Here is a 13,195-nt window from a genome sequence, read left to right on the forward strand (position 1 = left end):
ACAAAACTGTAGTTACATAGCATTATTTTTATTTTTTGAATGCCACAATTTCACTTTATCACTCGAATTGCGCTTCCAGAGTGCCGGATCCTTTTTCAAATTTCTTCTGTAATCTCAATATTTTCTGCACGTACCTTTTATAAAAATAACCGAAATGCCTGGAAGAGCAAGTTTTTCTGTGATAAGGTCAAAAAGTTCTGAGCCAGAAGTCTGTTGATTCGCTTCATTATCCATATCGTAGACCGAAACATCAGAGACTACCGCTTCTACCACTTTTCTGAGGTCAGAAACTTTCTGCCCTCCTGTCATGGCTGCGACTTCGTTCTGGAGTACGAGCACAAGCACCTCGTAACCTTCGTTTACAGCATTTAAGAGTCCGAGGATGCCGGAATGGGCAAGTGCAAAATCCCCTATTACGGCTATGCCTTTTTTCTCAAAGCCGCATGCAACCGAGATTGCCGAACCAAGGGCAAAACTGACATCAACAGCAGCAAGAGGTTCAGGTGCGCTCCGGACAGAGCAGCCCATGTCTCCTGCAATCCGAACTTCGGGTTTGCGGAGAAAATTGTAGAGCGGGAGATAGGGACAGTCCTCGCAGATTGTAGCCCTGCCTTTCTTTCCTGATATGATAAGCACGGAGTCTGCAGGTATTGATGCTTTTTCTTCTTCAATATGTTCAAGGGCAAACTCAATGTCCTCAGAGGTTATTTGCCCGTACGGCAAATGTCCTGTCTTTTTGCCGTAAACTTTTCCAGCAATACGGATCTGCTCTTCTATGAAAGGCTCAGACTCTTCAACCACCAGTACCCATTGTTTATCTTTCAGAAAAGCTCCTATCTTCTTCATGGGAAGGGGATTTACAAGGTTCAGAACAAGGCGAGAAATCTCCTGATATTTGCCTGATTTTTTCAATAAAGCTTCAACAACTGAAGATGCATAACCCGAAGAGATGATGCCTATCCTTCCGGCTCCTTCAATCCGCCCATCCTCTTCCTTTATTTCGTTCAGATCGGTATTTTCGGCTTCGTCTTCAAGCATCGGGTAAACTTTAGAGTGAAAATACTGGTGTTTTTCACCCATTCTGAGCTTCCATATGGAGCGGTCGAATTCGGGGTGTGGGGCTGAAGCTTCAGGAAGGCGCTCTATTTTTCCTTCACTTTTCTCAAGACCTGCAGTTACCCTTATTATGACAGGAATCCGGCTTTCTTCCGAAAGCTCATAAGCCCTTCTTAGAGTTCGGTATGCAGCTTCAGGGCTGCTCGGATCAAATACAGCGACTTCGGCTATTCTGCCGTACCAGCGGGAGTCCTGCTCATTCTGAGAGCCTTTTACACCAGGATCGTCTCCTGCGATGATTACCAGCCCTGCCCCTGTAGTATGCGTAACCGAGGTTATGAGCGGGTCGGAAAGGAGATTCATGCCAACATGCTTTACAAGCACAAGAGCCCTTCTGCCCGAAACCGAAGCTCCAAGGGCAACTTCCAGGGCAACTTTCTCATTTGTAAGCCAGCTGGCTCTGTAAGTTAAACTATTTGTTTTAACTGAGCCGCTAATTTCAGTCGAACTCTCTGTTTTAGTTGATATGTATGTTTTCAAGAAAAGTTCCATCAGGGAGGTAACAGGGTACCCGGGGACTCCTGTTATAAGTTTGACATCACTGTCAAGAGCTGCAAAATAAAGAGCTTCAAATCCATTGCACACGGTTTCATAAACTGCTTCTCTGTTCAAGCTGACCCCGTCCGGGAGTTATAGGAATTTGAATTGATAATGTGGTGGATTCTGTTATCTTTCAAATGGTTTTTTCCATAGTTATCGGCTTTATTTCTGTGCCTGGAATAATGGATTCTTCGGGTCTCCCGAACCAGGGCAGGGAGGCAAGAGCACCTATTACTCCGTTGCCGTTAAGCAGGACTTCCACGTTGTTTTCTCTGGCACAGCGCAGGGCATCTTCTTTTGAGACTCTTTCTGTCCGGCAGAGGTTGCTGTATGAGTAAAGCCCTTTTGCATAAAAATCAGATAAAACTACAAGCCCTGTTTCTTTCGATGCGCTGTATTTTTCAAGGGCTTTTTTAAACGAACTGACCAGCCTTGACTTTGCTTTTTCGTCCACACAGCCGAACTCCAGGACTGTTGACATGCAGTTCTGGGTCTTTTCAGGGACAGGGAAAAGCTGGACAAGGGAATGAGATAGATAAACGGCTTCCTGGCAGTCGATCTGCCTTGCGATATTGTGAGTCAGGGTCCATGTGGCTCCCACATCCTTTGAGTCCGTATCATCTATCCCAATAAGGACGCGGTCCCTTCGCGGAACCACAACAGTGCCCTTTGCACAGCGCTCTCCTCCGGACTCAGAAATCCTGTAGCGCAGAACTCCGTCAGCAAATGCCCTGCAACGGGTTGCACCAACGCCTCCGCCTCCCAGCCCTGCATAGGTGATCTCCACTTCGTCCCCCTGCACGATCACGGATTCTATGCCTGCGGCTGCAACCGAGGGTTTGAGTTCAAGCTTTGAGGTCCCGGTTTTCATGAAATAGCGAATCATGTTTCCCGTTGAACGGGCTTTGAGGATAAGGGGAGCCTTTGCATAATGGTAAAGGGACCAGGCTGCCCCGCTGTAGCAGTTGGAGTGTTCGATAATCTCCGCATATTCGTTTTTCGCGTCACAGACTGCATAAATGCCCCTGTAAGGCACGGTGTAAGGATCATCAAGATTTACTTCCTCAGTCTGTCTGTTGTCCAGTGCACAGGCGTTTATATGTTTTGTAATGCCGAAGACCTCCTTTTTAAGAGGATAGAAAGTGGGAGGAGAAATTGTTTGAAAGCCCATTTCCTGTAAATATAAATATGTATCGCAGATTTCTCAGGTTGAATATGAAGTTGAATCAGATAGGGGTTTGCCGGGTAAACCGGGGTCGAGTATAAGCATGTAACAGTACAAGTATCTAACTGTATTAATCTCAACTATCAATCTCAACTATCTGGCTATACAATCTTAATTAGCTGATTTTTAGATCTTAATTAGATGATTCTTAAATCTTAACTATTATAAATTTTTTTCAATATCCATGCCATATTTTGTCCGAGGTTTTTCATGTTTTCAATGCCTTCCTTGTCCTGTTCAACCTCTCCTATGGCATTTCCGTATACCATGTTCCAGTAACTTGAACCTGCAAGAATCATTTCTTTACTGTACAGAAAGTTGTTCAGGGTATCAAAAGCGCTGATCGCACCACCACGGCGGGCAGCTATAACTGATGCTCCCACTTTATATTTTAACAATCCTTTATTTCCCGCCAGTACCATACTCGCCCTGTCAATCAGGGCTTTCATCTGAGATGTCACACCGGCAGAATATACGGGAGAACCAAGAATAATCCCGTCCGAAGCTAACATTTTTGCAAGGCATTCATTGAAAAAGTCATCTGTAATTACACACTGCTTATTCCTGTTTTTGTGGCAGGCCCTGCAGGCTTTACAACCTTCTACCTTGTTTTCCGAAAGCTGTATAAGCTCGGTTTCAATTCCTTCTTTAATGAGTTCGTTGAATACGGTTTGAATCAGGATTGAGGTATTGCCATCTTTTCTCGGGCTTCCGTTAATACCTAAAACTTTCATGAATTTCAACTCATACTTTATAAACCATATTTTATTATCTACCTTTTATTTATCTGCCGTTTCAATATCTTAAATTGACTATAGAAGCCGTATACTGCAGGCAAATGTTTACAAAATATTTCTTCTGTGTGTCTGGCATAGTAATTAAAGGTAAGAATCGGGTTAAATCAAAGGCTTATTGAGAGAACGAGAGTATTTGTAATTCTTTTGCAGTCCTTTCATTAAGGTTTGTTATTTTACAAATCCTTCATCCTTAAGGCTCACGTACCTGCCGTCGCCTATTATTATGTGGTCAAGGATATCTATCCCAAGGAGCTTTCCTCCCTCAACCAGTTTTTCAGTAACCATTATATCTTCCCTGCTCGGGCTCGGGTCTCCTGAGGGATGGTTATGGACCATGATTACGGACGCCGAGGATTCCATAAGTGCAGATTTAAAAACCTCACGCGGATGAACGATGCTCGCATTCAGGCTGCCTATGGATACCACTTCTTCTTTTAGGATCTGGTTTTTTGTATCAAGGTAGAGCGTTATAAATCTTTCTTTTTTTTGTTCGCGCATTTTAGGATACATCAGGGTATAAACATCTTTTGGGGAACAGATTTTTCTTTTTGGCTCTTCCACAAAAGTCTCAAGCCGCCTTGCAAGTTCAAAAACTGCAGCTATCTGGGCAGCTTTGGCTTTCCCTACACCATGAACCTGCATGAGCCTTGAAACGTTTGCAAGGCTGAGCTGCTTGATATTATACTCCATGAGTATCCGGCTGCATAGACTGATAACGTTCTCTTCTTTTGAGCCTGTCCTCAGGATTATCCCGAGCAGTTCAGCGTTTGAAAGGGACTCCGGTCCGTTCTTAATAAGCCGTTCCCTGGGACGTTCCTCTTCAGGAAGGTCATGAATCCTGATTTTGTTTACTTCCATATTCCATCCCCCATTTTCAAGCTGATAATTTTCCAAAAAACATTATGTGACCGTCACGTCGGATGTCACAGGTCAAACCTTGCTGGGTAAACCTTGTTTATACTCTTGACTTCATTTTTGGCAACTTTATCTAGTAATATTAAGAGTTTCAATATTTCAACTTTTCCAAAAAATATTCTAATTCGACAAATATTTAGAACTAAATGATCTTATTTTGGCATACTTTTAATGATATCTCACCCCTCAAAAAGTTCGATTAAAAGAGACCACAAAAGGTGCCGACCCTTACTTATACCGGGAAATCCATAAGGCTCTTTGATGAAAGTCATTTCCGTTGTCGGGTATAAAAAATCGGGCAAAACAGCCCTTGTTTCAGCCCTTGTCAGGCAGCTTTCCGGATTCGGGACAGTGGGTACTGTAAAACATATGGGGGAACAGCGCCTCAATCCTGAAGAAACGGATACTGGCAGGCATTTTGATGCAGGGGCAGATATGGTTGTAGGGATAACAGGCACCGAACTTGTCAGCTTTGCCCGCGACTCTGACCTTGAAGACGCTCTTGATATGCTCTGCGACCGGGGAATTGATTTTGCTGTCGTTGAAGGGTTTAAGAATAGCAACCTTCCAAAAATAGCACTCGGAGACGTTGAAGGAGTTTCCAATGTGCTTATCCGGATTCAGGAAAACGTTGACCCTCATGAGGAACTTACAGCTACCCTTGTAGGAATAGCCCTTGCCCAGCCGGACCGCTACACCCTGGAAGCCCTTATCAAAAAAGCTCGGAAAAATCCGAACATAAGAAAATCTGGAGCAATCGGGACTTTTACCGGTATTGTCCGCGAGCTTGCCGGAGAGGAAAAAACCTCCAGGCTTGAATTCGAAAAGTACGAACCTGAAGCCTCAAAAGTCCTCGACAAAATAAGGGATGAAATAAAGCAAAAAGAAGGAATCCTTGAAGTCCTCATCCACCACAAAACAGGCATTATCGAAGCCGGAGAGGATATTGTTTACATTGTTATCGCATCCGCACATAGAACCGAACTCTTCCCAGCTCTCAGTGAAGCTATTGAAAGGATAAAAGCCGAAGCCCCGATCTGGAAAAAGGAATTCACAGAAAAAGAGCAGTTCTGGGTCCACGATAGGGAGCACTCCTGAGTACAAAAATGCAATCTGAAGAAAAAATGAAAAAGGAACCCTCAGTAAAAAAGAAACAGTGAGAGAAGAAACATTGAGAGCAGCAAAAACAGGGATGAGAATTGATGAGCGGAAAAACAGAACCTGAACAGGAGAGGACAAACACCAGAAGCGCGATTATCCTGGCAGGCGGGAGAGGCCGCAGGATGGGCATGGTTGAAAAAGCCCTTCTGGAATTTGAAGGAAAAACAATCCTCGAGCGCCTGCTTGAAAACCTGTTCCAGGTAGTGGACGAGGTTATCCTTTCGGTCCGCGACACTTCGCAGAAAGAAAAACTCATGCCTGTGCGTGAAAAATTTCCGGACCGGAAAATAAATTTCTGTTTTGATACTCTGGAAGACGCCGGCCCCCTTGAAGGCATCCGGGCGGGGCTGCTTGAATCCGGATCAGAATACTCTTTTGTGTGTGCCGGGGATATGCCTTTTGTAAATACCGAAGTTGTTGACCTTCTGTTCAGGAAAGCAAGAGGGCACGATGCTGCTCTCCCAAAGTGGGACGAGAGAATGTTTGAGCCTCTGCACGCGGTATATTCCAGAAAGATGATTCCTGAAATTGAAAAGGCTTTCGGGAGAGGAAAACATTCGGTGCTTGCGCCTGTTTTCCAGATGCAGGATATCGTTTTTGTTGATGTTTCGGAAATTCGGAAAATTGATCCTGAACTGCGGACTTTTGCGAATATCAATACTGTTGAAGATTTTGAGTGTATGATTGAGTCTACGGTGAAAAAAGTGGAGTTGTAAAAAGCCTTGAATTTTTACTGCTTTTCATCTACTGACGGGATCCCAGCCCAGCGCAGAGAAAAAAGACTGAATAAGTCCTGCTCTGCCGAAGAAAGCAACAAAATAATCAAATTATACTGTAGAGCCGGAATAATTGTTAAATAAAAATGAAAAAGAAAAGTGAAAAGAGGAAAATTTACCTTCTAAGGATCATGGATCTCAGGCGGTCAGCAGCACTTGCAGACTTATCTGCAATGCCTCCTATTCTTTCGACAAGCCCCATCAGGTGGCAGACTCCTGCTCCTCCAATGGCAGACTCATGTTCGAAGATCTTTTTTAATAGGGCGGTCTCAAGAACATCCACATCATGTTCAAGCTTTTCGACTTCAGGGACGATTTGCAGTGTCTCTCTGATTTCTTCTTTGCTGAAAGAAGTGGCAAGAAGCTTGTAAAGTTCACCCACAAGCTGGTCATACATCCGGGCTGCTTTCAAGGAAGCTGCCATTAGCTCCAGAAATCCTTCCTTGATTTCATCAGGGAGGTCTTTGCAGGGGCGAAGGGTCATCCAGTAGGCTGAAGCCTGGGCGAAGTCGGCAATGGAGTCCTGCTGCTTAAGGAAAGAAAGGAGATCTTTTTTGTTCACGGGCAATCTGACGGAGGAGGGTATGCTTGCTCTGATTTTCTGTTTTATTTTATCGGCTTCATGTTCCAAAACATCGATTTCATCAGTACGCTCATCAAGAAGTGCCTGGTTCCCTGAGCAGTAGGCTTCCATTGCTTCAGCAAGCTTTTCAACTGCAAGCACTCCTTTTCTGGCATGCTTTTCCAGGGGGACGAAAGGAGATTCTGCGACCACGTCGAGTACGGAACGGATGTAGTCTTTCATCAAAAGATCACCTCGAGCCCCACAAAAATTATTGCCGATGTAAGGGCAGCTATGGGGACTGTTGCTATCCAGGAAGAAATAATCCTCCAGATCACGCCCAGGTCAACTGCTGCAAGCCCGCCTGCAAGCCCTACACCAATAACCGAGCCTACGAGTGTGTGGGTAGTCGAAATAGGGAGAGAACTGTAGCTGTGCAGCAGAACAACCGATGCAGTTGCAAACTGTGCGGAAAAGCCACGCGTCGGGGTAAGCTCCGTAATCTTTGACCCTATGGTCTCAACCACTTTATATCCCCAGGTTGCCATTCCTATAACCATGCCGAGACCTCCCATTACAAGAATCCAGAGAGGAACTTCAGTTCCTGTTACTCCCAGTACATTAAGTGCGGCAGAGAGAGGACCTACAGCGTTTGCTACATCGTTTGATCCGTGCGCAAATGCGATATAACAGCCTGTTATGAGTTGTAAGAATAAGAATTTTTTCTCAACAGCAGGCATATCTGAAGCCCTGTGAAGGTAAAGTCTCCTGATTATAGAGAAAATCAGAAATGCAAGAATTGCTCCAAGAGCTGGAGATACAAACCAGCTGGCAACAATTGTTATAAGTGCTCCCCAGTGAATATCAGAAAAAGAGATAGTACCATTAAAAGCTGCGATCAGTCCAAAGCCAAGCACAGAACCGACGATAGAATGGCTGGTCGAAACAGGGAGGTTGTAAAAAGTTGCTAGAGTTACCCAGAAACTTGCGGCAAGAATTGCAGCCAGCATTCCCAGCACCACGATATCCGGATGAATGCTGCTGATCATATCAATGGGAACAATTCCCTTTGCAATTGTTGAGGTAACCCGTTTTCCGAAGAACACGGCACCCAGAAATTCGAACACTGCGGCAATGATAATGACCTGCTTAATCGTCAGGGCGCCCGTTCCTACCGAAGTCCCCATAGCATTTGCGAGGTCGTTTGCCCCTATGTTCCAGGCCATATATAAGCCTGCAAGGATAATTGCTATGACAAGTAAATCCATTTTTGTCCTTACTCCAGAGATTTTAAATAAACTCCAAAAATGCTATAAGTGCTATGATACCTTAGATCTCTGCCATTTATGCATGATTTGTGGAGTCTGCACATGTTTTTCATAAACCAACGAATCTTATGATATTCCAGACCATTTCATTATATTTTAGATTTTCCATATATTTCAGGCGACTCTATATAATCTATAGATCTATATATGCCTATTTTTAATATATTCTAATTTCTCCTTTTGATTGCAGAGATCCTTCTAGAAAACCTTTGACCTTCAACAAACCTATTTAGAATGTTTGACCCTGGTATGATTTAACCAAATTGACCTTACAGGACGAAGCTTTGTGAAAGATCATTTTTATAATAAGTATGACGTTCAGACGGTTTTAAAACCGAAATTTCCTGTAACTCTGTATATAATTGCAGTTTTCTGTCGATTTCCTCGTATGAACTTGAATTCTCCATAATAGAATACTTACCGGTATTCAGAAATAACAAAAAGTTTTTATTTTAATGGGCTATTTCCCTGAATTTAAGATAAACGAAAGAAATTAATGAAAAATTGGTATGATTTCCTGTGAATCCATAAGGCTACAGGTTACTCAGCCTGAGTTAGATAATAAAAAGCATGGAAAAAATGATAAAATGATAAAATTGGAAAAAAGGTCGAAAAATCCCCTTAATTTCTGTACATTCCCGAGATAAATCCTGAACTTTTAAATTCCACTCTTTGTTTGGCTTTTGTCATGTCCCCGGTTCGGAGAGTTCAAAATCATGATCTTTTGTCTCTTTCTCCCTGATCCTTTCCCTGAGAAGGTCAAGCACCTCTTCATCCGAGACATCATACCAGTTTTCATAAGCCTGAGCAACAGCCCTGAAATGAGAAGGGATCCTGAGAACAACAAGTTCATCAGCTTCTTTTGCAATCGCATCTGCCACATCTTTTCCTGCTACAGGTACTGCAACCACAACCTTTCCTGCTTTTCTGTTTCTGCAGAGTTCGATGGCTACCCTCATAGTAGATCCCATGGCAATCCCGTCATCAATAAGAATCACTGTTCTTCCTGCGATATCGGGAAGGGGTTTCCCCCCTCTAAGAGCATTGATGCGCCGTTCTATTTCCGCAATCTGGTCCTTTTTTATCCTATCAATGGTTTCCCCGGCCAGCCAGTAACCGGCATTTTCTAAAAGAACAGTGCTTCCGTTCTCGGCAATTGCTCCGAACCCGGCTTCAGGATTGTCAGGAAAAGGAAGTTTCCTTGCAATTACAAGGGAAAAGTCAGCTTCCAGCCTCTTTGAGACCTGCAGTCCCACTTCCACTCCCCCGCGCGGAATTGCAAGAATAACAGGATTTTCCGCCCTGTAACTTTCAAGAGCCTGAGCCAGTTTCTCTCCTGCATCTCTACGGTTTTTGAACATAATTCCACCCTAAATTCAAAGCCTGTCTATTTTTTATCTCTTTTCAACACATAAAAATAGAATTCCAATGAAGTAATATCTGAGAACAAATCGGAATTAAATGATGTAAATTAAAGATATGAGAATTAAACAACCCTCACAGGAGACCTGTAAACTCCAGCCGAAGAGCCTGAAGGAGGAGTTGTTTCCGGTAAACAGAGATCTAAAACCTTTCCATGCAGATTAGTATCCATAATAACCCCGTATCCTTCTCCTGACATTCCACCATGCAATTAGTAAAATCAGGAAGGTGTATCGCCGCAACCCGGATATTTGAATGAATATTTAATAATATAAATTGCGACCTATATAAACAATAATAGACAAAAAATTATGATTAAGTCGTGGATACCCAGGTCTGGCAGTACATGACCACTCTCGAAACACAGTCAGGAAGGCTGCTTGAGCCGTCTGATAAATACGTGGCAGTTATAGGAAGCGGTGTTGATACTGAAACTTATGACCAGGAGATTGGAATCAACCAGCTAGAATTGTAATTGGTTCAGTATCAGGAGTGGTTCACTGCATATAGAGCCTCAAAACTGAAGCCAGTAGATGCATTAAGAGTAAACAGAGTAAGGAAGGGTTAATTCCTTTCCTTGATTTCCTTTTTAATTGGGGAGTAATAGATAGAGAATAGATAGAAAAAAATCTGAGAAAAAAATCCTCAATTTATACAGTTTTTCTCCCAAACATCACTGCAAACTGGTAATACTTATATATACAGCTGACATCACAGAAACCTGCTTCTTTAAGCCAATCAAGCTGCAGATCCAGTTTTGAATCTTTATCGAGCCTTGTTCTTTCATAACCAGCCTTTATCTCATCCTCAGCCAGGCCGCTGTTTTCGACATACTGCCGCCATGTCGCCTTATTCAGGTTTTCTATGAAAGGGGTTTCTCCATGTACCTGGTCCGCATTGATAAAAATCCCGTTATCTTTAAGAATGGAATAACTTTTTTTGTAAAGCTCCCTTTTCTCTTCATCTTCCAGGTGGTGGATAGACAGGGCCGAAACTACCATATCGTGTTTTTCCGTGAAATTGTATTGTGAATAGTCTGCCACAACATATTTTACGTTAGAGTTGCCTCTGAATCTTTCTTTTGCCATGTCAAGCATCTTTTCAGAGATATCAATAAGAGTAAATGATGCTGCTGGATACCTTCCCATCAGAAATGCTGATAAAAGTCCTGTGCCGGCGCCTATGTCCAGTATATTTGGGGTTTCCGTATCTACTGATGCTATGGATACAGATGCTCCATAGAAGTCATCGAAGCACGGTATAAACTTCTTTCTCTGTTCGTCGTATTTTCTTGAAACAGCATCAAACTTTCTTTTGATTTCACTCATGTCTTTCTCCGGTTTTTGCACTAATGACTGCGCTTTATTTTTTTCTTACTGAATTATGTTGTACTGCATACCATAAATTCTTTTTAACCTCTCAACCTATTAGAGATTCTATTCAACCTCTCAATCTATTAGAGATTCTATTCAATCTCTTAAAATCGAATATTATATGTCCTTTACGGGCTTAAAAAATAATTTATTCCCTTTATAATACTCCATTTGCCTGCAGCAGGATGCGCCAGCGCAACTCTGATGTAGACATGATCTGTGCGGCATTCCAGATGGCGGGAAAGATGTAACTATTGTAGTTTATGGAGATGAAACCGGATGAATGAAGACCTGGATAAAATCGCGTTAGAAGGCCAGATAAAAAATACTCAAACGTTAATTGAGCTTGACGAAGAAGACATTAAAAACTTTACAGAAAATCTGGCGAACCACAGTGTGCCGGAAGGACCTTATTATGATCACTTAATAGAAACCATAAGTGAAAAAAGAATCCATGTAGGGAAATTATATCAGAAACTCGAAATTTTGAAAGACGAGACCCTATCATGCAGAGAACGGATGCTACGTGCCTCATGGATAGATTAATTCTTTTTAATTCTGGTACTCCCTGAAAAAAGCATTTAAACATTATTTATGGTCGGATGCCAAATTGCTTGGCATATTCGAGAGCAAGATCACTAAATGAAATAATGCAAAATACAGGCTCCGGGAAGAAGTAGTCAAGATCAGGAAACGAGTCCAATAATTAAATGGAAAATTACTTCAAATATCGTACTGAATGACCTGCTCACTGATTTTATAAATTAAGGTAGTTATCGGCGAGGTCAAAAAATAATTTATTTATATTTTGCAGCATTGTTACAGTCATGTACTGCGAAGATAAAGGGGCAGACAGTGCCGATAAAAGCCGTGAGTTTGGAGTAATGGGAAATATCCTGCGTGAACTTCAAAGGGAAGAACTTGAGGAAATCGGGACATGCCTTGAGGATATCCGGGAAACCAGTATTATGCAGAATACCATGGATATAATGACAGAGATCAATGCAACATTAAAAGAGATTGCAGAAACGCAGAAGAAAATATTGGAAGAGATTCAAAAAGAGATTCAAAAAAGCAGGATTCGGTAAACTCCATTTCACTTTTTCTTTAGCATGTTAAGAACGGCTTTTTATTTCATGTTTTAATTTTATGAAATCTTGCTGATCAAAAAAGGCTTCAGTATCCTTCCTGGAAAGATTCAGGAATTTTCCAGAAAAGTAATTTTGGGAGTGGGGTAAATGAAAGAGGTTTTGTCCAACATAGAGAGATTTTTACATACGATTGCTCCCCACAACCCAGTAAATATAATGATTCAGTTGTATTTAAACTTCACTTATGAGACGAGCAGTTACATTAAAACATGCCGACCAGTTTATCTCTCTAAACTCGTCTTTCTTAATAAACAGACCAGCGGATGCAAAAGATCCATAAAGCCGCACAGCAGTACGCCCATTAACCTTGCCCGATTGATAACGGCAGCTTTAGACGCAGAATTTTACAAGCAGAAAAGGACGTTTAATGCTCCCCTAATTTAAAATTAATTCAACATATTCCTTCAAGCCTAATTACAAATCACATAGTTCTCATATGAATTGACATTTCTGCGTAATAATTATATACAACACGCTCTTTTATTTTAGTGAGTGATGTTATATGGGACTTGAAAAACTTAACGAACACCACAAGAAAAACAAGCATAGTACGTGTAAAATGTCTAAAGATGATGTTTTGCTCAGGCTTTTCAATGAAAATAAAATGCTGACCACAAAAATGATATATAAACTTGTAGAGGGTAGCGATGCTGAAATTGCAGCTGCGATCTCAAGCCTCGAAAAACAGGGACTGATAAAAGATGTGGCTGGCGGTGCCTGGGTTCGCACTGATAAGGAGAATAAACAACCTGCTTTGATATAATCCCGAAGCCTGATGGCTTCAATTTATTTTTTAAGAGTGCGTTTGGTTTGTCTGTCGCTTATGACC

At 42.2% G+C, this 13,195-nt stretch carries 15 protein-coding genes; 6 read left to right on the top strand and 9 right to left on the bottom strand.

What is annotated here, in order from left to right; all coding sequences use genetic code 11:
- Positions 1-114 precede the first annotated feature (114 nt).
- From PLL47_RS02995 to radC, 4 genes are all read right to left on the bottom strand, one after another.
- On the bottom strand, positions 115-1,728 hold the full coding sequence (locus PLL47_RS02995; RefSeq protein ID WP_324444636.1) for a thiamine pyrophosphate-dependent enzyme: 1,614 nt from the start codon (positions 1,726-1,728) through the stop codon (positions 115-117).
- 61 nt (positions 1,729-1,789) lie between these two features.
- A complete protein-coding gene (mmp11, locus tag PLL47_RS03000) occupies positions 1,790-2,827 on the bottom strand; it encodes a methanogenesis marker protein 11 (protein WP_324444638.1) in 1,038 nt (345 codons plus the stop codon).
- Between the two features lie 209 nt (positions 2,828-3,036).
- Positions 3,037-3,615, bottom strand: coding sequence for a flavodoxin family protein (locus PLL47_RS03005; RefSeq protein WP_324444640.1), 579 nt, complete (start codon positions 3,613-3,615; stop codon positions 3,037-3,039).
- A 231-nt stretch (positions 3,616-3,846) separates the two neighbouring features.
- Positions 3,847-4,536, bottom strand: a complete 690-nt coding sequence (radC, locus tag PLL47_RS03010; protein WP_324444643.1) for a RadC family protein — start codon at positions 4,534-4,536, stop codon at positions 3,847-3,849.
- Positions 4,537-4,854: 318 nt separating this feature from the next.
- Between radC and PLL47_RS03015 the strand changes: the two genes are divergently transcribed.
- Positions 4,855-5,691 (top strand): molybdopterin synthase, encoded by an 837-nt coding sequence (locus PLL47_RS03015; protein ID WP_324444645.1) that lies wholly within the window; start codon positions 4,855-4,857, stop codon positions 5,689-5,691.
- 104 nt (positions 5,692-5,795) lie between these two features.
- Complete coding sequence (mobA, locus tag PLL47_RS03020; protein ID WP_324444647.1) at positions 5,796-6,470, top strand: molybdenum cofactor guanylyltransferase; 675 nt, start codon at positions 5,796-5,798, stop codon at positions 6,468-6,470.
- 175 nt (positions 6,471-6,645) lie between these two features.
- Here mobA and PLL47_RS03025 read toward each other — a convergent pair whose 3' ends face one another.
- The 4 genes from PLL47_RS03025 to PLL47_RS03040 form a co-directional block, all read right to left on the bottom strand.
- Positions 6,646-7,335 (bottom strand): TIGR00153 family protein, encoded by a 690-nt coding sequence (locus PLL47_RS03025; RefSeq protein WP_324444650.1) that lies wholly within the window; start codon positions 7,333-7,335, stop codon positions 6,646-6,648.
- Positions 7,335-8,360, bottom strand: coding sequence for an inorganic phosphate transporter (locus tag PLL47_RS03030; protein WP_324444652.1), 1,026 nt, complete (start codon positions 8,358-8,360; stop codon positions 7,335-7,337). Before PLL47_RS03030 ends, PLL47_RS03025 begins: the two co-directional genes overlap by 1 nt.
- 746 nt (positions 8,361-9,106) lie before the next feature.
- Positions 9,107-9,781, bottom strand: a complete 675-nt coding sequence (locus tag PLL47_RS03035; RefSeq protein WP_324444654.1) for a phosphoribosyltransferase — start codon at positions 9,779-9,781, stop codon at positions 9,107-9,109.
- 125 nt (positions 9,782-9,906) lie between these two features.
- Positions 9,907-10,041, bottom strand: coding sequence for a hypothetical protein (locus PLL47_RS03040; protein WP_324444656.1), 135 nt, complete (start codon positions 10,039-10,041; stop codon positions 9,907-9,909).
- A gap of 123 nt (positions 10,042-10,164) precedes the next feature.
- Here PLL47_RS03040 and PLL47_RS03045 point away from each other — a divergent pair, with 123 nt between their 5' ends.
- On the top strand, positions 10,165-10,317 hold the full coding sequence (locus PLL47_RS03045; RefSeq protein WP_324444658.1) for a hypothetical protein: 153 nt from the start codon (positions 10,165-10,167) through the stop codon (positions 10,315-10,317).
- A gap of 175 nt (positions 10,318-10,492) precedes the next feature.
- Here PLL47_RS03045 and PLL47_RS03050 read toward each other — a convergent pair whose 3' ends face one another.
- Positions 10,493-11,170, bottom strand: coding sequence for a class I SAM-dependent methyltransferase (locus PLL47_RS03050; RefSeq protein WP_324444659.1), 678 nt, complete (start codon positions 11,168-11,170; stop codon positions 10,493-10,495).
- Between the two features lie 324 nt (positions 11,171-11,494).
- On the opposite strand from PLL47_RS03050, the gene PLL47_RS03055 reads away from it, so the two are divergent.
- The 3 genes from PLL47_RS03055 to PLL47_RS03065 all read left to right on the top strand — a co-directional run bounded on the left by PLL47_RS03055 (position 11,495) and on the right by PLL47_RS03065 (position 13,129).
- Positions 11,495-11,761, top strand: coding sequence for a hypothetical protein (locus tag PLL47_RS03055; RefSeq protein WP_324444661.1), 267 nt, complete (start codon positions 11,495-11,497; stop codon positions 11,759-11,761).
- 281 nt (positions 11,762-12,042) lie between these two features.
- On the top strand, positions 12,043-12,303 hold the full coding sequence (locus tag PLL47_RS03060; protein ID WP_324444663.1) for a hypothetical protein: 261 nt from the start codon (positions 12,043-12,045) through the stop codon (positions 12,301-12,303).
- Positions 12,304-12,868: 565 nt separating this feature from the next.
- Positions 12,869-13,129: a hypothetical protein gene (locus PLL47_RS03065; RefSeq protein ID WP_324444665.1), complete on the top strand. Its 261-nt coding sequence runs from the start codon at positions 12,869-12,871 to the stop codon at positions 13,127-13,129.
- Positions 13,130-13,195 lie beyond the last annotated feature (66 nt).

Origin of the sequence: Methanosarcina sp. (genome assembly GCF_035390745.1) — an archaeon.
Taxonomy (GTDB): Archaea; Halobacteriota; Methanosarcinia; order Methanosarcinales; family Methanosarcinaceae; genus Methanosarcina.

Coding starts and splice junctions, on each gene's coding strand:
- mmp11 (WP_324444638.1), bottom strand. CDS start 2,827: ATGGGCTTTCAAACAATTTCTCCTCCCACTTTCTATCCTCTTAAAAAG.
- PLL47_RS03005 (WP_324444640.1), bottom strand. CDS start 3,615: ATGAAAGTTTTAGGTATTAACGGAAGCCCGAGAAAAGATGGCAATACC.
- radC (WP_324444643.1), bottom strand. CDS start 4,536: ATGGAAGTAAACAAAATCAGGATTCATGACCTTCCTGAAGAGGAACGT.
- PLL47_RS03015 (WP_324444645.1), top strand. CDS start 4,855: ATGAAAGTCATTTCCGTTGTCGGGTATAAAAAATCGGGCAAAACAGCC.
- mobA (WP_324444647.1), top strand. CDS start 5,796: ATGAGCGGAAAAACAGAACCTGAACAGGAGAGGACAAACACCAGAAGC.
- PLL47_RS03025 (WP_324444650.1), bottom strand. CDS start 7,335: ATGAAAGACTACATCCGTTCCGTACTCGACGTGGTCGCAGAATCTCCT.
- PLL47_RS03030 (WP_324444652.1), bottom strand. CDS start 8,360: ATGGATTTACTTGTCATAGCAATTATCCTTGCAGGCTTATATATGGCC.
- PLL47_RS03035 (WP_324444654.1), bottom strand. CDS start 9,781: ATGTTCAAAAACCGTAGAGATGCAGGAGAGAAACTGGCTCAGGCTCTT.
- PLL47_RS03040 (WP_324444656.1), bottom strand. CDS start 10,041: ATGTCAGGAGAAGGATACGGGGTTATTATGGATACTAATCTGCATGGA.
- PLL47_RS03050 (WP_324444659.1), bottom strand. CDS start 11,170: ATGAGTGAAATCAAAAGAAAGTTTGATGCTGTTTCAAGAAAATACGAC.
- PLL47_RS03055 (WP_324444661.1), top strand. CDS start 11,495: ATGAATGAAGACCTGGATAAAATCGCGTTAGAAGGCCAGATAAAAAAT.
- PLL47_RS03060 (WP_324444663.1), top strand. CDS start 12,043: ATGTACTGCGAAGATAAAGGGGCAGACAGTGCCGATAAAAGCCGTGAG.
- PLL47_RS03065 (WP_324444665.1), top strand. CDS start 12,869: ATGGGACTTGAAAAACTTAACGAACACCACAAGAAAAACAAGCATAGT.